27 protein-coding genes are annotated in these 25458 nt (G+C 71.2%); 19 read left to right on the top strand and 8 right to left on the bottom strand.

Features of this window, described 5'->3' with window-relative positions; all coding sequences use genetic code 11:
* Positions 1-59: 59 nt before the first annotated feature.
* From HED23_RS04690 to HED23_RS04680, 4 genes are all read left to right on the top strand, one after another.
* Positions 60-1640 (top strand): acyl-CoA carboxylase subunit beta, encoded by a 1581-nt coding sequence (locus HED23_RS04690; RefSeq protein ID WP_203182154.1) that lies wholly within the window; start codon positions 60-62, stop codon positions 1638-1640.
* 15 nt (positions 1641-1655) lie between these two features.
* On the top strand, positions 1656-1862 hold the full coding sequence (locus tag HED23_RS04685; protein WP_203182153.1) for an acyl-CoA carboxylase epsilon subunit: 207 nt from the start codon (positions 1656-1658) through the stop codon (positions 1860-1862).
* 70 nt (positions 1863-1932) lie between these two features.
* Positions 1933-2061, top strand: coding sequence for a morphogenic membrane protein MmpB (gene mmpB, locus HED23_RS35645; RefSeq protein WP_014047983.1), 129 nt, complete (start codon positions 1933-1935; stop codon positions 2059-2061).
* Between the two features lie 19 nt (positions 2062-2080).
* Positions 2081-2692, top strand: coding sequence for a nucleoside triphosphate pyrophosphatase (locus HED23_RS04680; protein ID WP_203182152.1), 612 nt, complete (start codon positions 2081-2083; stop codon positions 2690-2692).
* Positions 2693-2704: 12 nt separating this feature from the next.
* On the opposite strand, the gene HED23_RS04675 is transcribed toward HED23_RS04680, so the two are convergent.
* The gene (locus tag HED23_RS04675; protein ID WP_203182151.1) at positions 2705-3145 is read right to left on the bottom strand and encodes a hypothetical protein; all 441 of its coding nucleotides are present in this window, start codon (positions 3143-3145) and stop codon (positions 2705-2707) included.
* 454 nt (positions 3146-3599) lie between these two features.
* Between HED23_RS04675 and HED23_RS04670 the strand changes: the two genes are divergently transcribed.
* Both HED23_RS04670 and HED23_RS04665 read left to right on the top strand, forming a co-directional pair.
* Positions 3600-5354 carry an acetyl/propionyl/methylcrotonyl-CoA carboxylase subunit alpha gene (locus tag HED23_RS04670; RefSeq protein ID WP_203182150.1) on the top strand — a complete coding sequence of 585 codons (1755 nt, stop codon included), beginning with the start codon at positions 3600-3602 and terminating at the stop codon, positions 5352-5354.
* A 90-nt stretch (positions 5355-5444) separates the two neighbouring features.
* Positions 5445-6065: a TetR/AcrR family transcriptional regulator gene (locus HED23_RS04665; protein ID WP_420803019.1), complete on the top strand. Its 621-nt coding sequence runs from the start codon at positions 5445-5447 to the stop codon at positions 6063-6065.
* A gap of 30 nt (positions 6066-6095) precedes the next feature.
* Here the strand turns inward: HED23_RS04665 and HED23_RS04660 are convergent, their stop codons facing one another.
* Together HED23_RS04660 and HED23_RS04655 are read right to left on the bottom strand one after the other, a co-directional pair.
* Positions 6096-7064 carry a DeoR/GlpR family DNA-binding transcription regulator gene (locus HED23_RS04660; protein ID WP_203182149.1) on the bottom strand — a complete coding sequence of 323 codons (969 nt, stop codon included), beginning with the start codon at positions 7062-7064 and terminating at the stop codon, positions 6096-6098.
* 125 nt (positions 7065-7189) lie between these two features.
* Positions 7190-8629, bottom strand: a complete 1440-nt coding sequence (locus HED23_RS04655) for an NAD(P)H-quinone dehydrogenase (RefSeq protein ID WP_203182148.1) — start codon at positions 8627-8629, stop codon at positions 7190-7192.
* Positions 8630-8881: 252 nt separating this feature from the next.
* Here HED23_RS04655 and HED23_RS04650 point away from each other — a divergent pair, with 252 nt between their 5' ends.
* From HED23_RS04650 to HED23_RS04640, 3 genes are all read left to right on the top strand, one after another.
* Positions 8882-9319, top strand: coding sequence for a gamma-glutamylcyclotransferase (locus HED23_RS04650; RefSeq protein ID WP_203182147.1), 438 nt, complete (start codon positions 8882-8884; stop codon positions 9317-9319).
* A gap of 104 nt (positions 9320-9423) precedes the next feature.
* The gene (locus HED23_RS04645) at positions 9424-10248 is read left to right on the top strand and encodes a purine-nucleoside phosphorylase (protein WP_203182146.1); all 825 of its coding nucleotides are present in this window, start codon (positions 9424-9426) and stop codon (positions 10246-10248) included.
* Positions 10249-10482: 234 nt separating this feature from the next.
* Positions 10483-12123, top strand: a complete 1641-nt coding sequence (locus HED23_RS04640) for a phospho-sugar mutase (protein WP_203182145.1) — start codon at positions 10483-10485, stop codon at positions 12121-12123.
* Between the two features lie 175 nt (positions 12124-12298).
* Here the strand turns inward: HED23_RS04640 and HED23_RS04635 are convergent, their stop codons facing one another.
* The gene (locus tag HED23_RS04635; protein ID WP_203182144.1) at positions 12299-12937 is read right to left on the bottom strand and encodes a PH domain-containing protein; all 639 of its coding nucleotides are present in this window, start codon (positions 12935-12937) and stop codon (positions 12299-12301) included.
* 124 nt (positions 12938-13061) lie between these two features.
* On the opposite strand from HED23_RS04635, the gene deoC reads away from it, so the two are divergent.
* From deoC to HED23_RS04620, 3 genes are read left to right on the top strand one after another with little or no spacing between them, the layout of a single operon-like run.
* Positions 13062-14048: a deoxyribose-phosphate aldolase gene (deoC, locus tag HED23_RS04630; protein ID WP_203182143.1), complete on the top strand. Its 987-nt coding sequence runs from the start codon at positions 13062-13064 to the stop codon at positions 14046-14048.
* A gap of 5 nt (positions 14049-14053) precedes the next feature.
* On the top strand, positions 14054-15490 hold the full coding sequence (locus HED23_RS04625; RefSeq protein ID WP_203182142.1) for an aldehyde dehydrogenase family protein: 1437 nt from the start codon (positions 14054-14056) through the stop codon (positions 15488-15490).
* Positions 15483-16379 carry an aldehyde dehydrogenase family protein gene (locus HED23_RS04620; RefSeq protein ID WP_203182141.1) on the top strand — a complete coding sequence of 299 codons (897 nt, stop codon included), beginning with the start codon at positions 15483-15485 and terminating at the stop codon, positions 16377-16379. The genes HED23_RS04625 and HED23_RS04620 overlap by 8 nt, the downstream gene beginning before the upstream one ends.
* Positions 16380-16477: 98 nt before the next feature.
* On the opposite strand, the gene HED23_RS04615 is transcribed toward HED23_RS04620, so the two are convergent.
* Entirely contained in the window at positions 16478-16894 is a 417-nt protein-coding gene (locus HED23_RS04615; protein ID WP_203182140.1) for a hypothetical protein, read from the bottom strand.
* A 63-nt stretch (positions 16895-16957) separates the two neighbouring features.
* Here HED23_RS04615 and HED23_RS04610 point away from each other — a divergent pair, with 63 nt between their 5' ends.
* Positions 16958-17662, top strand: coding sequence for a uridine kinase family protein (locus HED23_RS04610; RefSeq protein ID WP_203182139.1), 705 nt, complete (start codon positions 16958-16960; stop codon positions 17660-17662).
* A gap of 225 nt (positions 17663-17887) precedes the next feature.
* On the opposite strand, the gene HED23_RS04605 is transcribed toward HED23_RS04610, so the two are convergent.
* A complete protein-coding gene (locus HED23_RS04605) occupies positions 17888-18634 on the bottom strand; it encodes a SigE family RNA polymerase sigma factor (protein WP_203182138.1) in 747 nt (248 codons plus the stop codon).
* Positions 18635-18803: 169 nt separating this feature from the next.
* On the opposite strand from HED23_RS04605, the gene afsQ1 reads away from it, so the two are divergent.
* The 5 genes from afsQ1 to HED23_RS04580 all read left to right on the top strand — a co-directional run bounded on the left by afsQ1 (position 18804) and on the right by HED23_RS04580 (position 22916).
* The gene (gene afsQ1, locus HED23_RS04600) at positions 18804-19481 is read left to right on the top strand and encodes a two-component system response regulator AfsQ1 (protein ID WP_015578482.1); all 678 of its coding nucleotides are present in this window, start codon (positions 18804-18806) and stop codon (positions 19479-19481) included.
* Positions 19478-21010 (top strand): sensor histidine kinase, encoded by a 1533-nt coding sequence (locus tag HED23_RS04595; RefSeq protein ID WP_203182137.1) that lies wholly within the window; start codon positions 19478-19480, stop codon positions 21008-21010. The genes afsQ1 and HED23_RS04595 overlap by 4 nt, the downstream gene beginning before the upstream one ends.
* Complete coding sequence (locus HED23_RS04590) at positions 21007-21654, top strand: hypothetical protein (protein ID WP_203182136.1); 648 nt, start codon at positions 21007-21009, stop codon at positions 21652-21654. Before HED23_RS04595 ends, HED23_RS04590 begins: the two co-directional genes overlap by 4 nt.
* Before the next feature lie 390 nt (positions 21655-22044).
* Positions 22045-22620: a VanZ family protein gene (locus HED23_RS04585; RefSeq protein WP_203187358.1), complete on the top strand. Its 576-nt coding sequence runs from the start codon at positions 22045-22047 to the stop codon at positions 22618-22620.
* A 92-nt stretch (positions 22621-22712) separates the two neighbouring features.
* On the top strand, positions 22713-22916 hold the full coding sequence (locus HED23_RS04580) for a PspC domain-containing protein (RefSeq protein ID WP_203182135.1): 204 nt from the start codon (positions 22713-22715) through the stop codon (positions 22914-22916).
* 75 nt (positions 22917-22991) lie between these two features.
* On the opposite strand, the gene HED23_RS04575 is transcribed toward HED23_RS04580, so the two are convergent.
* Entirely contained in the window at positions 22992-23288 is a 297-nt protein-coding gene (locus HED23_RS04575; RefSeq protein WP_203182134.1) for a hypothetical protein, read from the bottom strand.
* A gap of 134 nt (positions 23289-23422) precedes the next feature.
* The gene (locus HED23_RS04570) at positions 23423-24577 is read right to left on the bottom strand and encodes an adenosine deaminase (protein WP_203182133.1); all 1155 of its coding nucleotides are present in this window, start codon (positions 24575-24577) and stop codon (positions 23423-23425) included.
* A 103-nt stretch (positions 24578-24680) separates the two neighbouring features.
* On the opposite strand from HED23_RS04570, the gene HED23_RS04565 reads away from it, so the two are divergent.
* A complete protein-coding gene (locus HED23_RS04565; RefSeq protein ID WP_203182132.1) occupies positions 24681-25439 on the top strand; it encodes an alpha/beta hydrolase in 759 nt (252 codons plus the stop codon).
* Positions 25440-25458 lie beyond the last annotated feature (19 nt).

The raw sequence follows: 25458 nt of genomic DNA, 5'->3' as shown, positions 1-25458 counted from the left end.
CAAGCACCTTCACCGGATGTACCAGCCGTCCCCGTGACCAGGCAGGGAGCCGCCACCCGATGTCCGAGCCGCAGAGCGACATCCACACCACCGCGGGCAAGATCGCGGACCTGCAGCGCCGTATCGAAGAGGCCACACACGCAGGTTCCGCCCGTGCCGTCGAAAAGCAGCACGCGAAGGGCAAGTTGACCGCCCGGGAGCGGGTCGGGCTACTGCTCGACGAAGGTTCTTTCGTGGAGCTCGACGAGTTCGCACGGCACCGGTCCACCAATTTCGGCATCGAGAAGAACCGCCCGTACGGGGACGGGGTCGTCACCGGCTACGGCACGGTCGACGGCCGCCCGGTCTGCGTGTACTCGCAGGACTTCACCATCTTCGGCGGTTCGCTCGGCGAGGTCTACGGCGAGAAGATCGTCAAGGTCATGGACTTCGCGATGAAGACCGGGTGCCCGGTCATCGGCATCAACGACGGCGGTGGCGCGCGCATCCAGGAGGGTGTGGCCGCCCTCGGGCTGTTCGCCGAGATCTTCCGCCGCAACGTGCACGCCTCGGGTGTGGTGCCGCAGATCTCACTGATCGTCGGACCGTGCGCGGGCGGCGCGGTCTACTCCCCCGCGATCACCGACTTCACGGTCATGGTCGACCAGACCTCGCACATGTTCATCACAGGACCGGACGTCATCAAGACGGTCACCGGTGAGGACGTCGGCTTCGAGGAGCTGGGCGGCGCCCGCACGCACAACACCACGTCGGGTGTGGCCCATCACATGGCGGGCGACGAGAAGGACGCCATCGAGTACGTCAAGTCCCTGCTGTCGTACCTCCCGTCGAACAACCTCTCCGAGGCCCCGGCCTTCCCGGAGGAGGCGGACCTGGGGACCACGGACGAGGACCGCGAGCTCGACACGCTCATCCCGGACTCGGCGAACCAGCCGTACGACATGCACACCGCCATCGAGCACGTGCTCGACGACGGTGAGTTCCTGGAGACGCAGGCCCTGTTCGCGCCGAACATCATCACCGGCTTCGGGCGCGTCGAGGGATACCCGGTCGGAATCGTCGCCAACCAGCCGATGCAGTTCGCCGGCTGCCTGGACATCGACGCGAGCGAGAAGGCCGCGCGCTTCGTCCGCACGTGCGACGCGTTCAACGTCCCGGTCATCACCTTCGTCGACGTGCCCGGCTTCCTGCCGGGTGTCGACCAGGAGTACGGCGGCATCATCCGCCGCGGCGCCAAGCTGATCTACGCGTACGCGGAGGCGACCGTCCCGCTGATCACCGTGATCACGCGCAAGGCGTTCGGCGGCGCGTACGACGTCATGGGGTCCAAGCACCTGGGCGCCGACCTGAATCTGGCCTGGCCCACGGCGCAGATCGCGGTGATGGGCGCGCAGGGCGCGGTGAACATCCTGCATCGGCGCACCATCGCCGCCGCCGACGACCCGGACGCCACCCGCGCCGAGCTGATCGCCGGCTACGAGGACGCGCTCCTCAACCCGTACGTCGCCGCCGAGCGCGGTTACGTCGACGCGGTGATCATGCCGTCGGACACCCGGGTCCACCTCGTGAAGGGCCTGCGCCAGCTCCGTACGAAGCGCGAGTCGCTGCCGCCGAAGAAGCACGGCAACATCCCCCTCTAACCACAGGGAGCCACCATGATCAAGGTCGTACGGGGCAATCCGACCCCGGAGGAGCTCGCCGCGGCCCTCGCCGTGGTCCGGGCGCGCGCGGCGGCGGTGGCCACGGTGCCGTCCGGCGCTCCGCTGCCGCCCGAGCAGTGGTCGGACCCGGGACGGATCGCCCGCCGGGGCGCACTCCGGCCGGGGCCCCGCTCGTGGGCACGGACGTACTGGCCCTCCTGAGGGCGGGCCGAGCGGCGCTTGAGTACGCGTACTCAGGCGCCGCAGCCGTGTCCGGAGCACCATCGGAACCATGCTGTGGTCCGACCCCGAGAACAAGCCCCCCAAGGAACTGCGCGACGCCCAGGACATGATGCGTCGCGCGGGGCTGCTGCTGGCACTGGCCATGGTGGTGGCGATGTTCGTCCTGGGCATCCGCTGAGGCTCCGGCCCCGCCTACGATGGCGGGCATGACTGATCAGCGCCGCCTCGTGCTCGCCTCCGCCTCCCCCGCCCGTCTCGGTCTCCTCCGTCAGGCGGGTTTCGCCCCCGAGGTGATCGTCAGCGGTGTGGACGAGGACGCGATCGGCGCTCCGACCCCGGGTGAGCTGGCGCTCGTCCTGGCCGAGGCGAAGGCGGCGGCGGTGGCGGCCCGCCCCGAGGCCGCGGGGGCGCTCGTCATCGGCTGCGACTCGGTGCTGGAGCTGGACGGCGAGGCGTTCGGCAAGCCGGCCGACGGCGAGGAGGCCACCGCCCGCTGGAAGTCCATGCGCGGCCGGTCGGGCGTCCTCCGTACGGGGCACAGCGTCATCGACACGACCACCGGCCGTACGGCGTCGGCGACCGCGTCCACCGTCGTCAGGTTCGGCGAGCCGACGGACGCCGAGGTGGCGGCCTACGTCGCCACGGGTGAGCCCCTCCACGTCGCCGGGGCGTTCACCCTGGACGGCCGCTCGGCGCCGTTCGTCGAGGCGATCGAGGGCAGCCACGGCAACGTCATCGGACTCTCGCTGCCGCTGCTGCGCAGCCTGCTCGGCGAACTGGACATCTCCGTCACCGACTTGTGGGTCTGAGCCGTCCCGGTCTCACACCGGCGCCGGAGCCTGCCCGGCGCCGGGCCTTCCCGCTTCCGGCTCACGCCGCTCGAACACCACCAGGGTCAGCACGATCAGGGCCAGGACGGCCATCAGGAACGCGAAGGCCGCCCAGCCGATCAGCCCGACCGCCAGTGCGCCCAGCACGCCGTGGACGACCGCGCACGCGATCAGGGCGATCCTGGCGGGACGCCCCGGCGCCCGGTCGCGTATCCCGGCCAGCAGCGGTATCAGGCCGCAGAGCAACAGCAGCGCCCCGGAAACACCGCCCATGACCCACGTGCCGGTGACCATGTGGTCGGGATCCATCCCGGCCAGGGACATCCTCTGGTTGCCTGCGACCGTCGCGAGGACGCCGTTGACGAGCACGATGCCCACGGCTTCCACGAACAGAACGATCGCGGTCGCGAAGGCCACTGGTCTGCGCACCACGGCGCCACCTCCTGTTACCTGCAGTACGTGCGGTAGCGCGGACCCTACGCGGGGGTCCCCCCTGCTCTTCAAGAGCTTGGGGGAGGGCAATGCTCCGGACAAGAGGTCGCGCACGCCTCGCACCGTTGCCGGTGCCCCGCGCCGCCGCCCGCGCCGCCGCCCGCGCCGCCGCCCGCGCCGCCGTCTCGTGGCGACGGCAAAGATTCCCTCGTCCGTTCGTAGGGAGTCCACAAAGAAACGCCGCGCGGCGTTGACCGTCCGGACAGAGACTTGGGCCACACTTCGTGGCTACTGTGCGGTTAAGGATCCCGGCGTACCGTGGTGCCACAAGGGATTTCGCGACTCGAGCAAGCCTCGGATCACACTCCGTGTGGGCAAGTTCACTATTGGGGACGGGTCGTACGGCCGTGTCGGTAGTCCCTAAACTCAGCTTGTTCTCAAGGAGGGAGTCATCGTGCGCAAGGTGCTCATCGCCAACCGTGGCGAAATCGCTGTCCGTGTTGCTCGGGCTTGCCGGGATGCCGGAATCGCGAGCGTAGCCGTCTACGCCGATCCGGACCGGGATGCCCTGCATGTGCGCGCGGCAGACGAGGCGTTCGCTCTGGGCGGTGACACCCCGGCCGCCAGCTACCTGGACATGGCCAAGGTGCTCCAGGCGGCCAAGGACTCGGGGGCGGACGCGATCCACCCCGGCTACGGCTTCCTCTCGGAGAACGCGGAGTTCGCGCAGGCCGTGCTGGACGCGGACCTGACGTGGATCGGTCCCCCGCCGCAGGCGATCCGGGACCTCGGCGACAAGGTCGCCGCCCGGCACATCGCGCAGCGCGCCGGCGCCCCGCTGGTGGCCGGTACACCGGACCCGGTGTCCGGCTCGGCCGAGGTCGTGGAGTTCGCCGAGAAGAACGGTCTGCCGATCGCGATCAAGGCGGCCTTCGGTGGCGGCGGGCGCGGCCTGAAGGTGGCCCGCACACTGGAGGAGATCCCCGAGCTGTACGACTCCGCGGTCCGTGAGGCCGTCGCGGCCTTCGGTCGCGGCGAGTGCTTCGTGGAGCGCTACCTCGACAAGCCGCGGCACGTGGAGACCCAGTGCCTGGCCGACACCCACGGCAACGTCGTCGTCGTGTCCACCCGTGACTGCTCGCTCCAGCGCCGCCACCAGAAGCTGGTCGAGGAGGCCCCCGCGCCGTTCCTCTCCGAGGCTCAGAACGCCGAGCTGTACGCGGCGTCGAAGGCGATCCTGAAGGAAGCCGGCTACGTCGGCGCGGGCACCGTCGAGTTCCTCGTCGGTGCGGACGGCACGATCTCCTTCCTGGAGGTCAACACCCGCCTCCAGGTCGAGCACCCGGTCACCGAGGAGGTCACCGGCCTCGACCTCGTACGCGAGATGTTCCGCATCGCCGACGGCGAGGAACTCGGCTACGGCGACCCGGCGGTACGCGGCCACTCCTTCGAGTTCCGCATCAACGGCGAGGACCCGGGCCGGGGCTTCCTGCCCGCCCCCGGCACCGTGACCCTGTTCGCCCCGCCGACCGGCCCGGGCGTCCGCCTGGACGCGGGCGTGGAGTCCGGCAGCGTCATCGGACCGGCGTGGGACTCGCTCCTCGCCAAACTGATCGTGACCGGTGCGACGCGTGAGCAGGCACTCCAGCGCGCCGCCCGTGCGCTGGAGGAGTTCACCGTGGAGGGCATGGCCACCGCCATCCCCTTCCACCGCGCGGCCGTGGCCGACCCGGCGTTCACCTCAGACCCGTTCCGGATCCACACCCGGTGGATCGAGACCGAGTTCGTCAACGACATCAAGCCCTACGCGGTCCCCACGGACCAGGACACCGACGAGGAGTCCGGGCGCGAGACCGTCGTAGTCGAGGTCGGCGGCAAACGTCTCGAGGTCTCCCTGCCCTCCTCGCTCGGCATGAGCCTGGCGCGTACGGGGCTGGCGGCCGGAGCGAAGCCCAAGCGCCGTGCGGCGAAGAAGACCGGCTCGGCGGCCTCCGGCGACACCCTCGCGTCCCCGATGCAGGGCACCATCGTCAAGATCGCCGTCGAGGAGGGCCAGGAGGTCAAGGAAGGCGACCTCATCGTCGTCCTCGAGGCCATGAAGATGGAACAGCCCCTGAACGCCCACCGCTCCGGCACGGTGAAGGGTCTGGCGGCGGAGGTCGGCACATCGGTGTCGTCCGGCGCCACGATCTGCGAGATCAAGGACTGAGCATTTCGCTCTCCCCACTGGGGGCCCGGCAGCCGCCGGGCCCCCAGTGGCATCCTTGGGACGCGGAGCGGACACCAGGAGGAGACGGCGATGGCGATGAGCACGGCACCGACAGCGGCCCGGCCGATGCGCGCCGACGCGCGCCGCAACTACGACCGGCTGCTGAGCGAGGCCCGTACGTCCTTCGCCGCCCAGGGCACGGACACCTCCTTGGAGGACATCGCCCGGCGGGCGGGCGTCGGCATCGGCACGCTGTACCGGCACTTCCCGAACCGTCAGGCCCTGATGAACGCGGTGTTCCAGGAGGCCCTGACCGCCCTGCTCGCCCGCTCCCGCGAACTGGCGGAGGCGGACAAGCCGTGCACCGCGCTGGTGGAGTGGCTGGGCGCGATCGTCACCCATGCGGGCGAGTACCGAGGCCTGGCCCAGGCACTCATGTCGGCTTCGGGGGACGAGACTTCGGCTCTGACGTCATGCCACGTACCGCTGCGTCAGGCGGGCGCGCGGCTTCTGACGCGAGCTCAGTCGAGCGGCTCGGTGCGTGCGGACGTGTCGATCGACGACCTGCTGCAACTGACGAACGCGATCGCACTGGCCGCCGAACAGACCCCGGCCGACCCCGCCCTGGCCGACCGTCTGCTGCGACTGACGCTCCGCGGCCTGAAGGCCGAACCGGCAGCCCCCCTGTCCTCGCCCCCTGCCGGCGGCTGAGCGGGCGCCTTCCGGCGCCCCGTTCCCGGCCTACCGGCGTCGTAGGTCCGCGACCCGCCCCACCGGCCCTTCCGCCATGGCGGCAGCGCTCCGCAGCTGCGGACCGAGACCTCCCGGGCCTCCGTGACCGCCCTGCGTACGCCGCTGGCCCGGCAGCGGCATGTCCGGGCGCGCCTGCCGCCCCGGCGGCATGCCGTCGCCGGCCTGGGGATCCGCGTCGGGCCCCGCCACTGTGATCTCCACGCCCTGGTCCGCCAGAGCCTGCAGCTCCGTGGCGGCACGCTCGTCGTGGACCGGTGGCTCGTCCGTCACCAGACGGGTGATCAGCTCCGTGGGCACCGTCTGGAACATGGTGTCGGAACCGAGCTTCGTGTGGTCCGCCAGGACCACCACCTCGGCCGCGGCCTGCACGAGTGCCCGGTCCACGCTCGCCGAGAGCATGTTGGACGTGGAAAGGCCCCGCTCCGCGGTCAGCCCGCTCCCGGAGAGGAAGGCACGGCTCACCCTCAGCCCCTGGAGGGACTGCTCGGCACCGCTGCCGACGAGCGCGTAGTTGCTCCCGCGCAGGGTGCCGCCCGTCATCACCACTTCCACCCGGTTGGCATGGGCCAACGCCTGGGCGACCAGCAGCGAGTTGGTCACGACCGTCAGACCGGGCACCCGCGCGAGCCGGCGGGCCAGCTCCTGCGTGGTCGTTCCGGCGCCGACCACGATGGCCTCGCCCTCACCGACCAGGCCGGCCGCCAGGTCGGCGATGGCCGTCTTCTCCGCGGTGGAGAGATGGGATTTCTGCGGAAAACCGGACTCCCGCGTAAAACCGCCCGGCAAGACCGCACCGCCGTGCCGGCGGTCGAGGAGTCCTTCTGCCTCCAGTGCCCGCACGTCCCGCCGTACGGTCACTTCGGAGGTCTGGACGACGCGGGCGAGCTCACGGAGCGATACCGCCCCGTTGGCGCGCACCATTTCGAGGATCAATTGACGACGTTCTGCAGCGAACACGAAACTGACAGTAACCTGGCCGTAGGTTGCTTTTCAGCAGTTTGCGCCGAATAAGAGAAGTTGTACACAGGCGGGGCCCCTCGGTGGTATAGGGGCCCCGCCTGTGGTGCGAGCAGCAGTCGGTGCTACGCCTCGCCGGTGCTCTTGCGCGTGTGCAGCTGCCGGGCAACCTCGGCGATCGAGCCGGACAGGGACGGGTACACGGTGAACGCGTTGGCGATCTGCTCGACCGTCAGGTTGTTGTCGACCGCGAGCGAGATCGGGTGGATCAGCTCGCTGGCCCTCGGCGCGACGACACAGCCGCCGACCACGATGCCGGTACCGGGCCGGCAGAAGATCTTGACGAAGCCGTCCCGGATGCCCTGCATCTTGGCGCGCGGGTTGCGCAGCAGCGGCAGCTTCACGACACGGGCGTCGATCTTGCCGGAGTCGACATCGGCCTGGCTGTAACCGACGGTGGCGATCTCGGGGTCGGTGAAGACGTTGGCGGACACCGTCTTCAGGTTCAGCGGCGCCACCGCGTCGCCGAGGAAGTGGTACATCGCGATCCGGCCCTGCATCGCCGCGACCGAGGCCAGGGCGAAGATCCCCGTGACGTCACCGGCCGCGTACACGCCGGGGGCGCTGGTGCGGGAGACCCGGTCGGTCCGGATGTGCCCGGACTCCTTGAGCTGCACCCCGGACTCCTCCAGGCCCATGCCCGCGGTGTTGGGGATCGCGCCGACCGCCATCAGGCAGTGCGTGCCGGAGATGACACGGCCGTCGGCCAGTGTGACCTCGACCCGGTCGCCGACGCGCTTCGCGGACTGGGCGCGGGAGCGGGCCATGACGTTCATCCCGCGGCGCCGGAAGACGTCCTCCAGGACGGCGGCGGCGTCCGGGTCCTCACCGGGAAGCACCCGGTCGCGGGAGGAGACGAGCGTCACGCGCGAGCCGAGTGCCTGGTAGGCGCCGGCGAACTCGGCGCCGGTGACGCCGGAGCCGACCACGATGAGCTCCTCGGGGAGCTCGTCCAGGTCGTAGACCTGGGTCCAGTTCAGGATGCGCTCGCCGTCGGGCTTGGCGTCCGGGATCTCCCGGGGGTGGCCGCCGGTCGCGATCAGCACCGCGTCGGCGGTGAGCCGCTCCTCGGTGCCGTCGGCCGCGGTCACCACGACCTGGCGGGACCCGTCGGCGGCCTGGAGGCCCTCCAGCCGGCCGCGGCCCCGCATGACCCTGGCGCCCGCGCGCGTGACGGAGGCGGTGATGTCGTGGGACTGGGCGAGGGCGAGGCGCTTGACCCGTCGGTTGACCTTGCCGAGGTCGACACCGACCACCCGGGCGGCCTGCTCCACGTGCGGGGTGTCGTCGGCGACGATGATGCCGAGTTCCTCGTAGGAGGAGTCGAAGGTGGTCATCACCTCGGCCGTCGCGATCAGTGTCTTGGAGGGCACGCAGTCGGTGAGGACCGACGCGCCGCCGAGGCCGTCGCAGTCGACGACGGTAACCTCCGCACCGAGCTGGGCACCGACCAGTGCCGCCTCGTAGCCGCCGGGGCCGCCGCCGATGATCACGATCCGGGTCACGAAAAGTCCGCCTCGCGTGGTGTCATCCCGCGGCCGTCTGCCGCCCCGGCCGGGGGTCCGGGGGATCGCCCCGGCGTATGCAGTACGTAATTCATTGTCCCGCACGCGCCAAGCGCCTTCGCTCCGGGGCCCTCCATACGGGAACGGGCCAGGCCGGGGCACGGCCTCCGGCCCCCCGCGGACCGCCCGCGACCGGGCGCCTTCCCCTCCGGAACCGTCACGCCCCGCACCGCCTCCCGTACCCTCGACCCCATGTCGCTCTACGCCGCATACGCCGGCAACCTCGACGCGCGGCTGATGACGCGCCGCGCACCGCACTCCCCGCTGCGCGGCACGGGCTGGCTCAACGGCTGGCGGCTGACTTTCGGCGGGGAGAAGATGGGCTGGGAGGGCGCGCTGGCCACGGTGGTGGAGGCACCCCGTTCCCAGGTGTTCGTCGCGCTGTACGACCTGGCTCCGATGGACGAGGACTCCATGGACCGCTGGGAGGGTGTCGGCCTCGACATCTACCGGCGCATGCGGGTGCGCGTGCACACGCTGGACGGCGAGGAGCCGGCCTGGATGTACGTACTCAACGGTTACGAGGGCGGGCTGCCGTCGGCCCGCTACCTGGGCGAGGTGGCGGACGCCGCCGAGTCCGCGGGCGCGCCGCACGACTATGTGATGAACCTCCGCAAGCGCCCCTGCTGAGCCGCGCGTTCCGCACCCTTCTGTACGAAGATACGAACACGACCGGCCAGAGTCTCCACGGGCACATCTACGCGCGTAGGGAATCAGCGGTTACCCTCATCCGCGTGAACGCATCTGTTATTCCGGACCAGATCCAGGGCGACCCCCACGCCGCCGCAGCCGACGCCGCCGCCCGCCTGCGCGAGCTGACCGGCGCCGAGACCCACGACGTCGCTCTCGTGATGGGCTCCGGGTGGGCCCCCGCCGGCGATGCGCTCGGCGTCCCGGAGGCCGAGTTCCCTGTCACCGCGCTGCCCGGATTCCCGGCTCCGGCCGTGGAGGGCCACGGCGGCACGATCCGCTCTTACCTCATCGGCGGGAAGCGTGTCCTGGTCTTCCTGGGCCGCACGCACTTCTACGAGGGCCGTGGCGTCGCAGCCGTCGCCCACGGCGTCCGTACCGCCGCCGCCGCGGGCTGCGGGACCGTCATCCTGACGAACGGCTGCGGGGGGCTCCGCGAGGGCATGCGCCCCGGCCAGCCGGTTCTGATCAGCGACCACATCAACCTCACGGCGGCCTCGCCGATCGTGGGCGCGAACTTCATCGACCTGACCGACCTGTACTCGCCGCGGCTGCGCGCGCTGTGCAAGGAGATCGACGGGACGCTCGAAGAGGGCGTCTACGTGCAGTTCCCCGGCCCGCACTACGAGACCCCGGCCGAGATCGGCATGGTCCGCGTCATGGGCGGGGACCTGGTCGGCATGTCCACCGTCCTGGAGGCGATCGCGGCGCGTGAGGCCGGTGCCGAGGTGCTGGGCATCTCGCTGGTCACGAACCTCGCCGCGGGCCTGAGCGGCGAACCGCTCAACCACGAAGAGGTCCTCCAGGCCGGGCGGGACTCGGCCACCCGGATGGGCGCCCTGCTGGCCCGGGTGCTGGACCGCATCTGAGCGGCACCAGCTCCCGCCTCCCCTGAGGCACCGGCAGGACGACACCACTCCGGCCTCCTCCGAGGCACCGGCAGGACGACACCGCTCCCCGCCTCCTCCGTGGCACCGGGCGACCAGAATCAGCCCCGCCGGCGTTTGAGGCGCGGGGGCCCGGGGGCAGAGCCCCCGGCAGACCCGCGCAGCAGCCTTCCTCCCCCGGCCCCACACACCCGCACCCGCAGAAAGGCACGCACCGTGCAGCAGGACCTCATCGCACAGGCCAGGACCTGGCTCGCCGAGGACCCGGACCCCGAGACCCGCGAGGAGCTCGCCGGGCTGATCGACGCCGGGGACCTCGCCGCACTGGGGGACCGCTTCGCGGGCACGCTCCAGTTCGGCACGGCCGGCCTGCGCGGCGAGATCGGCGCCGGGCCGATGCGGATGAACCGCTCCGTCGTCATCCGCGCGGCCGCGGGGCTGGCGGCGTACCTGAAGGCGCAGGGGCAGTCCGGCGGCCTCGTCGTCATCGGCTACGACGCCCGCTACAGGTCCGCCGACTTCGCCCGCGACACGGCGGCCGTGATGACCGGCGCGGGGCTGCGCGCGGCCGTGCTGCCGCGTCCGCTGCCCACGCCCGTCCTCGCGTACGCCATACGGCACCTGGGGGCCGTCGCCGGTGTGGAGGTCACGGCCAGCCACAATCCGCCGCGTGACAACGGCTACAAGGTCTATCTCGGCGACGGCTCGCAGATCGTGCCGCCCGCCGACGTGGAGATCGCCGCCGCGATCGCCGCGGTGGGACCTCTCGACGGCGTACCGCGCCCGGAGTCCGGCTGGGAGGTCCTCGGCGACGAGGTCCTGGCCGCCTACCTCGAACGCACGGACGCCGTCCTCAGCCCCGGTTCGCCGCGCACCGCCCGGACCGTCTACACCGCGATGCACGGCGTCGGCACCTCCGTGCTGACGGCCGCCTTCGCCCGGGCCGGCTTCCCCGGCCCCGTGCTGGTGGCCGAGCAGGCGGAGCCCGACCCGGCGTTCCCCACCGTCGCCTTCCCCAACCCGGAAGAGCCCGGCGCCATGGACCTCGCGTTCGCGACGGCGCGCCGCGCCCGTCCGGACATCGTCATCGCCAACGACCCGGACGCCGACCGCTGCGCCGTCGCCGTGCCGGACGCGTCTGCGGACGGCGGCTGGCGGATGCTGCGCGGCGACGAGGTGGGCGCGCTGCTGGCCGCGCACCTGGTGGACCGGGGTGTCACGGGCGTGTTCGCCGAGTCGATCGTGTCCTCGTCGCTCCTGGGCCGTATCGCCGGGAAGGCCGGCCTCGGTCACGAGGAGACGTTGACGGGCTTCAAGTGGATCGCCCGCGTCGACGGGCTGCGGTACGGCTACGAGGAGGCGCTCGGCTACTGCGTGGACCCGGACGGGGTCCGTGACAAGGACGGCATCACGGCCGCGCTGCTGATCGCCGAACTCGCCTCCGTGCTGAAGGAGAAGGGCCGCACCCTCCTCGACCTGCTCGACGACCTCGCGCTCGAACACGGCCTGCACGCCACGGACCAGCTCTCGGTCCGGGTCGAGGACCTGACGGTCATCGCGGACGCCATGCGGCGTCTGCGCGAGACCCCCCCGGTCTCCCTGGCGGGCCTCCCCGTCACCTCGGCCGAGGACCTCTCCCGGGGCACGGCGGCCCTGCCGCCCACCGACGGCCTGCGCTACCACCTGACGGGCGCCAGGGTCATCGTCCGCCCGAGCGGCACCGAGCCGAAGCTCAAGTGCTACCTGGAGGTCGTGGTCCCGGTGGGTTCGCCGCAGGAGCTGCCCGGAGCGGCCGCGAAGGGCGCGGAACTGCTGTCCGCGATCAAGAGGGACCTGGCGGCGGCAGCGGGGATCTGACCGCCGTCCGTGCGGTGGGGCGCTGCGGCGGCCCACCGCACGGGGCGCCACGCACGGCCGAACTTCCGCCTGTTGCGGGCCGTTTCCGCTGTGCCGGTGAGTGGCGACGAGTGGCGCGGCCCGGAAGAGGCCTGGCACCGGGGCACCCCGGTGCGAGGCGTGCGACCGGCGGGCGTCAGCTGATCGCGAGCAGCACCACGAGCAGGACCGCGCCCACGACGGCCGGGGCGATCACCTCGTAGGCCCAGCGCACCGACGCGGTGGCCGTGCCCTGCTCCTTGCGGCCGGCCGCGCGCTCGGCGAGCTCCCTCAGCTCGCCCACCGTCTGGTCGGCGGCAGCCGCTCGGGCCTGGGAGTCGCGGACGTCGGCGTGCACGGAGGTCCGGCCGTACGGGTCGTCGTGCGCCTGCTGGGTGGCCTTCCTGGCGGCACGCTTGCGTTCGCGCAGCGACACGGGCACCGCCCACAGCTGGTACTTGGCGCCGCTGTGGGTGAAGATCTCGCTCGAGTACGCGGCGCGCACGGTGGAGACCTCGGCCCAGGGCAGCACGATGGTGCGGAAGGGGTTGCGGATCCGGACGCGCTCCTCGTCGGCGAACACGGCCGGCCGCAGTGTGAACGCCACGATCAGCGGGATCACCGCCAGCAGCGCGGCCAGTGCCAGCCACGGCACCCATCCCGCGCCCCGGACCACCGCGTCGCCGCCGATCCAGCCGACCAGCAGGATCAGCAGCGCGCCGCTGACCAGCCCGGCGCCCGACCGGAAGGTCCGGTCGGCGTAGGGGGGCTCGGCGGGGGGTGTGGGGCTCGTCATGGAACCGATTCTGCCTGAAGCGGCACGGCGGGCGGGGCGCGGCCTCGCCCGGTCCGTGGAAGGCCCGAATCCGGGGTGCCCCTGTACAGGTCGCTACGCGCGTAGATATGCTCATGTGGTGACCATGCCCACCACTGCACCCTCCCCCGAGCCCTCAGCTCCGTTCGGGCAGGGAGGCACCCCCTTCGCCGACGCGACGGCGTCCGACAGTGCGCTGCGCCGCTTCCTGCACGGGCTGCCCGGCGTCGACACCGTCGGCCTCGAAGCGCGCGCCGCCTCCCTCGGTACCCGATCGATCAAGACGACCTCCAAGGCGTATGCCATCGATCTCGCCATCTCGATGATCGATCTGACGACGCTGGAAGGCGCGGACACCCCGGGCAAGGTCCGGGCTCTCGCCGCCAAGGCCGTCAATCCCGACCCCACCGACCGCACGGCCCCGCGCACCGCGGCCGTCTGCGTCTACCCCGACATGGCGGCGACCGCCGTCGCCGCGCTGGCCGGGTCCGGGGTGAAGGTCGCGTCCGTCGCGACGGCCTTCCCCGCCGGACGCGCGGTGCTGGACGTCAAGCTCGCGGACGTCCGCGACGCCGTGGCGGCCGGGGCCGACGAGATCGACATGGTGATCGACCGGGGCGCCTTCCTCTCGGGCCGCTACCTCAAGGTCTACGAGGAGATCGTCGCCGTGAAGGCCGAGTGCGGCTCCGCACGGCTGAAGGTGATCTTCGAGACCGGCGAGCTGTCCACGTACGACAACATCCGGCGGGCCTCCTGGCTCGGGATGCTGGCGGGAGCGGACTTCATCAAGACGTCGACCGGCAAGGTCGGCACCAACGCCACCCCGGCGAACACCCTGCTGATGCTGGAGGCCGTGCGCGACTTCCGGGAGCAGACGGGCGTGCAGATCGGGGTGAAGCCCGCGGGCGGCATCCGCACCTCCAAGGACGCGGTCAAGTTCCTCGTCCTGGTGAACGAGACCGCAGGCGAGGACTGGCTGGACAACCACTGGTTCCGCTTCGGCGCCTCCAGCCTGCTGAACGATCTGCTGATGCAGCGCCAGAAGCTCAGCACCGGCCGTTACTCCGGCCCCGATTACGTGACGGTGGACTGATCCCCATGGCATCTGCATTCGATTACGCACCGGCTCCGGAGTCCCGCTCCCTCGTCGACATCGCGCCCTCGTACGGCCTGTTCATCGACGGCGAGTTCGCCGAGGCGGCCGACGGCAAGGTCTTCAAGACGGTCAGCCCCTCCACCGAGGAGGTGCTCTCCGAGGTCGCGCGAGCGGGTACCGAGGACGTTGACCGGGCCGTGAAGGCGGCCCGCAGGGCCTTCGAGAAGTGGTCGGCGCTGCCCGGCTCCGAGCGCGCCAAGTACCTGTTCCGGATCGCCCGGATCATCCAGGAGCGCTCGCGCGAGCTGGCCGTCCTTGAGACGCTGGACAACGGCAAGCCGATCCGGGAGACCCGCGACGCGGACCTCCCGCTCGTCGCCGCGCACTTCTTCTACTACGCGGGCTGGGCCGACAAGCTCGACCACGCCGGTCACGGCGCGAACCCCCGCCCGCTCGGGGTGGCCGGCCAGATCATCCCGTGGAACTTCCCGCTGCTGATGCTGGCCTGGAAGATCGCCCCGGCGCTCGCCACCGGCAACACGGTGGTGCTGAAGCCGGCGGAGACCACACCGCTGTCCGCTCTCTTCTTCGCAGACATCTGCCGCCAGGCCGGCCTGCCCAAGGGTGTCGTCAACATCCTGACGGGGTACGGCGACGCGGGCGAGGCACTCGTCTCGCACCCCGACGTGAACAAGGTCGCCTTCACGGGGTCGACCGCCGTCGGCAAGGCGATCGCCCGGCAGATCGCCGGGACGGACAAGAAGGCCACACTCGAACTGGGCGGCAAAGGCGCCAACATCGTCTTCGACGACGCCCCGGTCGACCAGGCCGTCGAGGGCATCGTGACCGGCATCTTCTTCAACCAGGGCCAGGTCTGCTGCGCGGGCTCGCGGCTCCTCGTACAGGAGTCCGTGCACGACGAGGTGCTGCACTCGCTCAAGCGCCGGCTGTCGACGCTCCGGCTCGGCGACCCGCTGGACAAGAACACCGACATCGGCGCGATCAACTCCGCGGAACAGCTCTCCCGGATCAGCGCCCTGGTCGAGACCGGTGAGGCGGAGGGCGCCGAGCGCTGGTCGGCGCCGTGCGAGCTGCCGTCCGCCGGCTACTGGTTCGCGCCGACCCTCTTCACCGGTGTCACCCAGGCCCACACCGTCGCCCGCGACGAGATCTTCGGCCCTGTGCTCTCGGTGCTGACCTTCCGCACGCCGGACGAGGCCGTCGCGAAGGCCAACAACAGCCAGTACGGCCTCTCTGCGGGCATCTGGACGGAGAAGGGCTCCCGCATCCTCGCGGTGGCGAACAAGCTCCGTGCGGGTGTCGTCTGGGCCAACACGTTCAACAAGTTCGACCCGACCTCGCCGTTCGGCGGATACAAGGAGTCGGGCTTCGGCCGCGAGGGCGGCCGTCACGGTCTGGAGGCCTACCTCGATGTCTGACGGACGACTGAGCGTCTTCAAGACCTACAAGCTGTACGTCGGGGGCAAGTTCCCCCGCTCCGAGAGCGGCCGGGTGTACGAGGTGAGCGACTCCAAGGGCAGGTGGCTGGCGAACGCGCCTCAGTCCTCCCGCAAGGACGCGCGCGACGCGGTCGTGGCCGCGCGCAAGGCGTTCGGCGGCTGGTCGGGCGCGACCGCGTACAACCGCGGCCAGATCCTCTACCGCGTCGCGGAGATGCTGGAGGGCCGCAGGGAGCAGTTCGTACGTGAGGTGGCGGAGGCCGAGGGACTGTCGAAGTCCAAGGCCACGGCCGTCGTCGACGCGGCGGTCGACCGCTGGGTCTGGTACGCGGGCTGGACGGACAAGATCGGACAGGTCGTGGGCGGGGCGAACCCGGTCGCGGGCCCGTTCTTCAACCTGTCCACCCCGGAGCCGACGGGTGTCGTCGCGGTGGTGGCCCCGCAGGAGTCGTCGTTCCTGGGCCTGGTGTCGGTGGTCGCCCCGGTGATCGCCACGGGCAACACCGCGGTCGTCATCGCCTCGGCCGACGCGCCCCTGCCCGCGCTCTCGCTGGGCGAGGTGCTGGCCACCTCGGACCTGCCGGGCGGTGTGGTGAACATCCTGTCGGGGAGGACGGCGGAGCTCGCGGCCCCGCTGGCGTCCCATCAGGACGTCAACGCCATCGACCTGACGGGGGCCGGCGCCGAGCTGGCGAAGGAGCTGGAGACCGCGGCGGCGGACAACCTGAAGCGCGTTCTCCGTCCACAGGCTGTGGACGGCGCGGACTGGTCCGCCGATCCCGGCACCCGGCGTCTGACGGCCTTCCTGGAGACCAAGACGGTCTGGCACCCGACGGGCGCACTGGGAGCCTCCGGCTCCTCGTACTGACCGAGTACCGACCGAGGACCGACCGGCTCCTCGCTTAGGCCCGGAACACGGTGTGGGGCCGCCCCATGGGGTGGCCCCACACGCACGCGCGGGCCGGATCAGCCGGTGATCAGACCGGTCACCTCTCCGACGACCGGCAGATCGCCGAGAGCGGCGCCGCTGGTCAGCGGGTCCGTGACCACAGCCGTGGTCACCGGCTTGAAGTCGGCGATCTGCGTGCCCACCGCGTTGTCCAGCGGGTCCACACCCGTCCCGGCCAGCGGGTCGAGCTGAAGGTCGGTCACGGGCTCGACGGCTCCGACGAGCCCGTAGCCGAGCGCGCTGGTCAGCGCGGGCGCCGCCGCGTCGCCGACCGCCCCCAGGGTGCTGTCCGCGCCGGTCGCGGGCGTGGCGGGCAGCGGCGCGGCCTGGGCCGCTGCGCCTCCCGCACCGAGCGCCGCGCCCAGTGCGGTGAGGGTCAGACCCGCGCGCAGCAGAGCGCGGTGCCGGGGCTTGGACAGTGCATGACGTGCCATGTTTTCCCACCTGATCGGGACGTGTCGGGTAATCATCCGTGCGCGCAGAGTAGTTGAGGTGTGATGCTCGATACCAACAGGACCTCCCGGGGATCCCCTACGCGGGTCAATGCCTCACACTTCTGTTCTGTGAGTTCCCAACCGATCCCCACGCGCGTCGTGCTGCTCGCCGGTCCGTCCGGCTCCGGCAAGTCCTCCCTCGCGGCCCGCAGCGGTCTCCCGGTGCTACGCCTGGACGACTTCTACAAGGAGGGAAACGATCCGACACTGCCAAGGGTCACCGGCAGCGCGGACATCGACTGGGACTCGGCCCTGTCCTGGGACGCGGACGGCGCGGTCGCGGCCATAGCGGAGCTGTGCGGCTCGGGACGTACGTCCGTCCCCCTGTACGACCTCGCCACGAGTTCGCGGACGGGCCGCGAGACGCTCGACATCGAACGCACACCCCTGTTCGTCGCCGAGGGCATCTTCGCGGCGGACATCGTGGAGCGCTGCCAGGAGCTGGGCCTGCTCGCGGACGCGCTGTGTCTGCGCGGACGGCCGTCGACGACGTTCCGGCGCCGGCTGGTGCGGGATCTGCGGGAGGGGCGGAAGTCGGTGCCGTTCCTGCTGCGGCGCGGATGGCGGCTGATGCGGGCCGAGCGGGGCATCGTGGCCCGCCAGACGGCTCTGGGCGCCTATCCCTGCGCCGGGCGTGAGGCACTGGGCAGGCTGGCCGCGGCGGCGGCGGGTCGCTGCCGGACCCCTCGGAGCCGGGTGCCGAACTGAAGGTGCCTCGGAAGGCCCGCGAGGATCACGCCGGCCGCGCCGAAGGGGTCGGCCGGAGGCGAGAGGCGCCGGGCCGCCGAGCGGCCGGTGGGAACACGGAAAGCGCGGCGGGGCCGGACAGGACCCCCCGGCCCGTCCGACCCCGCTGCGCTCCCCCGTACCGCCGCCTCCCCCGAAGCAGCGGCCTTTCCCCCGGTACCCCCGTACCCCGTTCCCCCGTAGACCTCAGGCCACCAGCTCGCCGAAGGACTCCTCCTCGTCACGGCCGAAGCTGAGGACCTCGTCCTCGCGCAGCCGGCGGAGCGACCGCCAGATGCTCGACTTCACCGTGCCGACACTGATGTCGAGGATGGACGCGATCTCCGGGTCCGTGCGGCCCTCGTAGTAGCGGAGCACCAGCATCGTGCGCTGGAGTTCCGGCAGCCGCGCGAGCGCCTGCCAGAGCACCGCCCGCAGTTCCGTGCCCCGCATCGCGTCCGTGTCGCTCACCGTCTCCGGCAGCTCCTCGGTCGGGTATTCGTTGAGCTTGCGCCTGCGCCACGCGCTGATGTGCAGGTTGGTCATGGTGCGGCGGAGGTATCCGCCGACCGCCGCCTTGTCGCTGATCCTGTCCCACGCCCGGTACGTCGAGAAGAGGGCGCTCTGCAGCAGGTCCTCGGCCTCGAACCGGTCGCCGGTCAGGTGGTAGGCGGTTGCGTACAGGGAGGCGCGGCGCTCCTGGACGTAGGCGGTGAACGCCGCTTCGGCGTCCTCCGCCGGGGCCAGGGGCTTCCGCTCCCCCGAGACCTCCCCGTACGCGCTTCCCCCGTTTTCCCCCGTGGTCACGTCAACCATCGTCAGGTACGACGAGTGCTGACGACCGGCGCCGCGTACACGCCCCCGTCCCGCGGCGCCGGACTTCTCCGGGCTCCGCCCGACGTCGTGAAGGCGCGTGACTACTGCGCTTGAAGTGGTGCTGTGCAGTGCGTTCATCTGGCGCCCCCCATCGGTGGAGTCCGTTCGTTCCGTGTGCCAACGAGCTTGCCGGGGCGATTTCATGGCGCTGTCCCCCGACTGTCACAGAGCTGTCACAGGGCATGTCGGCGGATCAAGTCGGGGGGATTGTCGAAACGTGGCACCACCATGGGCCAGAATGACCCCCGTGCCTTTCCTGTTGCTGATCGAGGACGACGACGCCATCCGCACAGCCCTCGAACTCTCCCTGTCACGCCAGGGCCACCGTGTGGCCACCGCGGCGACGGGAGAGGACGGCCTGGAGCTGCTCCGGGAGCAGCGGCCTGACCTGGTTGTGCTGGATGTGATGCTGCCCGGGATCGACGGTTTCGAGGTCTGCCGGCGGATCCGGCGGACCGACCAGCTGCCGATCATTCTGCTGACCGCGCGCAGCGACGACATCGACGTCGTGGTGGGACTGGAGTCCGGCGCGGACGACTACGTGGTGAAACCCGTACAGGGCCGGGTGCTCGACGCCCGTATCCGCGCGGTCCTGCGCCGCGGGGAGAGGGAGTCCACCGACTCGGCGACGTTCGGGAGTGTCGTCATCGACCGTTCGGCGATGACCGTCACGAAGAACGGGGAGGACCTGCAGCTCACGCCGACCGAGCTGCGGCTCCTGCTCGAACTGAGCCGCCGTCCCGGACAGGCCCTCTCCCGGCAGCAGTTGCTGCGTCTGGTGTGGGAGCACGACTACCTCGGTGACTCGAGGCTGGTGGACGCCTGCGTGCAGCGGCTGCGCGCGAAGGTGGAGGACGTGCCGTCCTCGCCGACCCTGATCCGTACCGTGCGCGGTGTGGGATACCGGCTGGATTCGCCTCAGTGAGCGATTCCGCGAAGCGCTCCATACTCGCGGGACTTCGCTGGACCAGCCTGCGGCTGCGGCTGCTGATCGTGTTCGCGCTGGTCGCTCTCACGGCGGCGGTGTCCGCTTCGGGCATCGCGTACTGGCTCAACCGTGAGGCCGTCCTGACGCGTACGCAGGACACGGCGCTCGGCGACTTCCGCCGGCAGATGCAGAACCGGGCGGCCGCGCTGCCGCTGGAGCCCACGGCGGGCGAACTGCGGGACGCCGCCGAGCAGATGGCGCACAGCGGCCCGGGTTACCACGTGCTGCTGATCGGCAGCCGTGACGGCAAACCCGTCACCGGCTCCTCCGACCTCGACTCCTTCACCAAGGCGGACGTGCCCGTCTCGCTGCAGAAGCAGGTGAACAAGAAGCAGCCGCTGACGTCGGCCAACACCTTTGAGTACCACCTGTTCTGGCAGCGCACGACCCTCGGCAACACCCCTTACCTGGTGGCCGGGACGAAGATCATCGGTGGTGGCCCGGCCGGGTACATGCTGAAGTCCCTCGACCAGGAGCGCGAGGACCTCAGTTCGCTGGCGTGGTCCCTGGGGATCGCCACCGCGCTGGCCCTCGTCGGCTCGGCACTCCTCGCCCAGGCCGCGGCGACGACCGTGCTGCGGCCGGTGCAGCGGCTCGGTGACGCGGCCCGCAAGCTCGGCGAGGGCAAGCTCGACACCCGTCTCGTGGTCTCCGGCACCGATGAACTCGCCGATCTGTCCCATACGTTCAACAAGGCCGCGAGCTCTCTGGAGAAGAAGGTCGCGGACATGAGCGCGCGGGAGGAGTCGAGCCGCAGATTCGTCGCCGACATGTCGCACGAGCTGCGCACACCGCTGACCGCGATCACGGCGGTCGCGGAGGTGCTGGAGGACGAGGCGGACAGCCTGGACCCGATGATCGCTCCGGCCGTGCACCTGGTGGTGAGCGAGACCCGGCGGCTGAACGACCTGGTCGAGAACCTCATGGAGGTCACCCGCTTCGACGCCGGTACGGCCCGTCTCGTCCTGGACACCGTCGATGTCGCGGACCAGGTGACCGCCTGCATCGACGCCCGTGCGTGGCTGGACGCGGTCGACCTGGACGCGGAGCGCGGCATCATGGTGCGGCTCGATCCGCGCCGGCTGGACGTGATCCTGGCGAATCTGATCGGCAACGCCCTCAAGCACGGCGGATCACCCGTGCGGGTCTCCGTGCGGACCGACGAGGACGACCTGGTCATCGAGGTGCGCGACCACGGCCCGGGCATCCCCGAGGAGGTCCTGCCGCACGTGTTCGACCGCTTCTACAAGGCGAGCGCCTCCCGCCCGCGTTCCGAGGGCAGCGGCCTCGGCCTGTCCATCGCGGTGGAGAACGCCCACATCCACGGCGGCGACATCACGGCCTCGAATCTGCCGGACGGGGAGGGCGCGATGTTCGTGCTGCGGCTGCCCCGGGACGCGGAAGGGCTGACCGGCGCGCCGGGGAACGACGACCCGGACCGGAACGAGAAGGGCGACGCGAAGTGACGCGCAGCGAGCGGGCGTACGGCGCCCCGCGCACGGGCCGGCGGGGGCCCGGCAGGGCCGTCGCGGCGCTGGCCGCCGTCGCGGCCTGTGCCTCGCTGGCCGCGGGCTGCGGCATCCGCAGCACCTCGGTGCCCGTCGACGCCGGGGCGGCGCCGTCCCGGATGCCGTGCCGGACGGCCTCGGCCCAGGCGGCCACGCCGTCTCCGGAGAGCGTCTCCGTGCGGATCTACCTCGTCTGTGCCTCGCAGCTCGTGACGGTGGAGCGCACGGCCGAGGTCGACGAGTCACGGTCCGACCCGCTCGTGGTCGCTCAGGCCCTGCTGAACGAGCTGCAGCGCGAGCCGGACGCCGACGAGCGGCGCGCCGGGTTCTCCACCGACGTACCGGCCGCGCTGCGGGTCACCGACGCCCACCGGGGGGACCCGGAGGGCACACTGCGCCTCAGCGAACAGCCGGACGACCTTCCCGCGGAGGCGCTCGCCCAGGTGGTGTGCTCGTACGCGGACAGCGAGTCGCTCGGCGCCGGAGGGCCGGTGCTGCTCGGCGGGCCGGGGAACTACGCCCCGCGGGGTTATCTGTGCACGACGGAGACGAAGACGCGGCCCGGCGAGGTGCCCACGCTCGGCGCGGTCGAGCTGTCCTGAGGCCCGGCCTCGGGGAAAGCCGCCCACGGGCATCCAGGACATCCGGCGCGTCATGGGCCTTCGCGCCCGTGCCGGGCTCCGGTGCCGCTCGTCGCGGATCATCGAGCCCGGCCCCGGACACCCGCACAGCTCGCCACCGGCCGTCCGGCGGGTCCGGGGCGCTCGCATCGCTCTCCGTGAGCCCTCTTCCTGTCCGGGGCGCTCGCACCTCCCGCCCCGGACGCCCGTCCCGCCCGGGGCCCTCATGCCGCTCGCCGCAGGCCCCCGTGCCGCCCGGAGTCCCCGTAGCGCTCGCCGCGGGCCTCCCGGGGCCGCTCATGGTCCCCGTGCCGCTCGTCACAGAGCTTCCCGGAACCGGACGGAACCGATCCTGCCGGTCGTGGCGTCTTGGTGCACGTGCGTCACAGTCCGGACGGCCCGGCCGTCATCCGCTTCCGTGCGGCGGGGGTACTCCTCCTCCTCACACATCTTCTGTTCGTCGGCTGGCTGACGCTGCGCCCGCTCGACGTGCCCTGGGTCATGGCGGCGAACCTCCAGCCGTTCGCCGGGATCAGGGCGGACCTGGCCCTGGGCCCGGCCGAGGCCGTGCGCCGCATCGGTGAGGGCCTCGTGCTGCTCGCACCGCTGGGCATACTGCTGCCGATGGCCGGAGGCAGGCTGCTGGTCTCCCCGTGGGCCTCGCTGGCCCGTACGGTCGCGGCCGGGGCGCTGATCTCCATGGCCATCGAGCTCGCACAGACCGGGGTGCCGGGCCAGGTCGTCGACGTCGACTCGCTGCTCCTGAACACCGCCGGTGTCGCGCTGGCGCATCTCCTGGTCGTCCCGCTGTCACGGTCACGGCTCCGCCGGGGCAACCGGGCGGGGGCCGGCGACCTGTCCCGGATCGGGAACGGGACCCGGCCGTACCGCAGTGAGACCTCTCAGGGATCGACCCCGACGATTACCAGGGTCGGCATCGCCCCGTAGAGCGATGCTTTGTACCCCTTCGTGCAGCCACTATGGAAGTACCGGGAGCACATCGGAGCTGCTCCCCGAAACGGTTCACGAAGGAGCCCACCATGGCCGCACTTGTCCGCCCCCGAGAGGGACGCATGATCGGCGGGGTGTGCGCAGCGCTGGCACGGCGCTTCAACACCTCGGCAAGCACGATGCGCGTCATCTTCCTGGTGTCGTGCCTGCTCCCCGGCCCCCAGTTCCTGCTCTACCTGGCGCTGTGGGTGCTGCTGCCGTCGGAGAAGAGCCCGGCCGCGACGGCCTGGTGACCGCTGGGACCACGGGGAGAAGGCCGTGGGGCGCACACCCGGTCCGGGTGTGCGCCCCACATGCGTGTGCGGTGATCAGGCGCCGAGCGGCAGGACGCCGGTCAGACCGCCGGCGGGCAGGCCGCCGAGCAGATTGGTGCCGGGGGCCGAGAGGTCGCTGCTACCGCGCTGCTGCTGGTCGAGAAGTCCACCGGCCGCCTTCTGCACGGCGGGCAGCGCGTCGGTGACGGAGTCGAGCGCGACACCGGCGGGCAGGGTTCCGGCCAGGGCGTCGACGGGCACGGCGACGGCGGAGGCACTGCCCGCGCCGGCGGCGGCGAAAGCGGCGCCGAGGGCGGCGACGCCGAGGGTCCTGACAGCAGACTGCTTCATATTAAATTCATCCTTGGGGAAGGGGATGTGAGCGGCTCTGCAACGTAGTCATCCCCGTACCCCTCCCGCAAACATGCCGGGGCGTGGAAAACGGCCGGAATCCCGGACTTCCGGCCGTTCCGACTTCATTTCACTCAGCCCGCGACGGACGAAGAACCACTGGTCACAGCCGTCTGACGGAAGAGCCACTCGGATTTCAGCTCCGCGTATCCGGGCTTCACCACGTCGTTGATCATCGCCAGACGTTCATCGAAAGGAATGAAAGCTGATTTCATCGCATTGACTGTGAACCACTGCATGTCATCGAGCGTGTATCCGAATGTCTCGATCAGCCGCTCGAATTCCCCGCTCATGCTCGTCCCGCTCATCAGGCGGTTGTCCGTGTTCACGGTGGCGCGGAAATGCAGCCTGCGCAGCAGCCCGATCGGGTGCTCGGCGTACGAGTCCGCGGCGCCGGTCTGGAGGTTGGACGTGGGACAGAACTCCAGCGGGATCCGCTTGTCACGCACGTAGGAGGCGAGGCGCCCCAGCGTCACGCTGCCGTCCTCGGCGATCTCGATGTCGTCGATGATGCGGACGCCGTGGCCGAGCCGGTCCGCGCCGCACCACTGGAGGGCCTGCCAGATCGACGGCAGACCGAAGGCCTCGCCCGCGTGGATGGTGAAGTGGTTGTTCTCGCGCTTGAGGTACTCGAAGGCGTCCAGGTGGCGGGTGGGCGGGTAGCCCGCCTCGGCGCCCGCGATGTCGAAGCCCACCACTCCCAGGTCGCGGTAGCGGTTGGCGAGTTCGGCGATCTCCAGCGCGCGGGCAGCGTGCCGCATCGCGGTGAGTAGGGCGCCGACGCGGATGCGGTGGCCGTTCTCACGGGCCCTTCGCTCGCCCTCACGGAAACCCTCGTTGACCGCCTCGACGACCTCTTCGAGTGACAGGCCCGCAGTGAGGTGCTGCTCGGGCGCGTACCGCACCTCGGCGTAGACGACACCGTCCTCGGCGAGGTCCTCCGCGCACTCCGCGGCCACCCGGAACAGCGCGTCGCGGGTCTGCATGACGGCGCAGGTGTGGGCGAACGTCTCCAGGTAGCGCTCCAGGGAACCTGAGTCGGCGGCCTCGCGGAACCAGATGCCGAGCTTGTCGGGCTCGGTCTCGGGCAGGGCGTCGTAGCCTTGCGCCAGTGCCAGTTCGACGATCGTGCCGGGGCGCAGGCCGCCGTCGAGATGGTCGTGGAGCAGCACCTTGGGCGCGCGGCGGATCTGGTCGGGACCGGGGACATTCAGGGTCTGGCTCGTCATCCGGGCACTCTAGCGCCTACGCGCGTAGAGCGCTGGGTGTCGATGCGTAACAGTGACCGCGAAGCCAGCTGGAATACACCTGTCCTTCTGACACTGTTCTGTCATGGCACAGCGCGCACTTCCCCTGCCTGCCGCCAGGCTGGGACGGGCCGTACTCACGGCCGGAGCAGCACCCGAGGTCAGCGGCGTCGTCCTGCTGCTCCCGGACGGCGAGACCGATTCCAGACGCCGTCCAACCACCTTCTCGTACGCGGCGCAGCTGCCGTTCGCCCGCACCCTGGCCCGCGCCGGCCGAGGTGACGGCCTGGCGGTGCACGTCGTCCGCTACCGCACCCGGGGATGGAACACCGACGCGGATCCGGCGGCCGACGCCCACTGGGCGGCCGACGAGGTCGTACGCCGCTACGGCGACATCCCCGTGTGCCTCGTCGGCCACGGCATGGGGGGCCGGGCGGCCCTGCGCGGCGCCGGGCACGAAGCCGTCAACTCCGCCCTCGCGATGGCCCCCTGGCTCCCGGAGGACGCCGATCCGGAACCCGAACCGGTGAAACACCTGGCGGGGCGCCGGGTCCTGATCGTGCACGGCACGAACGACGCGCGGACGAATCCGGAGCTCTCCTACCGGCTGGCGGAAAGGGCCAAGAAGGCCAACCGGAACACCTGCCGCTTCGAGGTCCACTCGGACGGGCACGCGCTGCGCCAGCACCGGTCCGAAGTGATGGCGCTGGCATCGGACTTCATCGGGGGTTCGCTGTTCGCCCGGTCGTACGCCCGCCCGGTCGCAGACGCGTTCGCCGCTCCCCCGCCGCTGGGACTGCGGATGCCGCTGGCGGCGGGGTTCGGGCGGTCGCTGAGGCACTGAGGCGCCACGGGCCGCGTAC

This window comes from Streptomyces pratensis (genome assembly GCF_016804005.1).
Classification (GTDB): domain Bacteria; phylum Actinomycetota; class Actinomycetes; order Streptomycetales; family Streptomycetaceae; genus Streptomyces; species Streptomyces pratensis_A.
The sequence above is the reverse complement of the archived record's forward strand: the minus strand, read 5'-3'. Positions and strand labels throughout refer to the sequence as shown.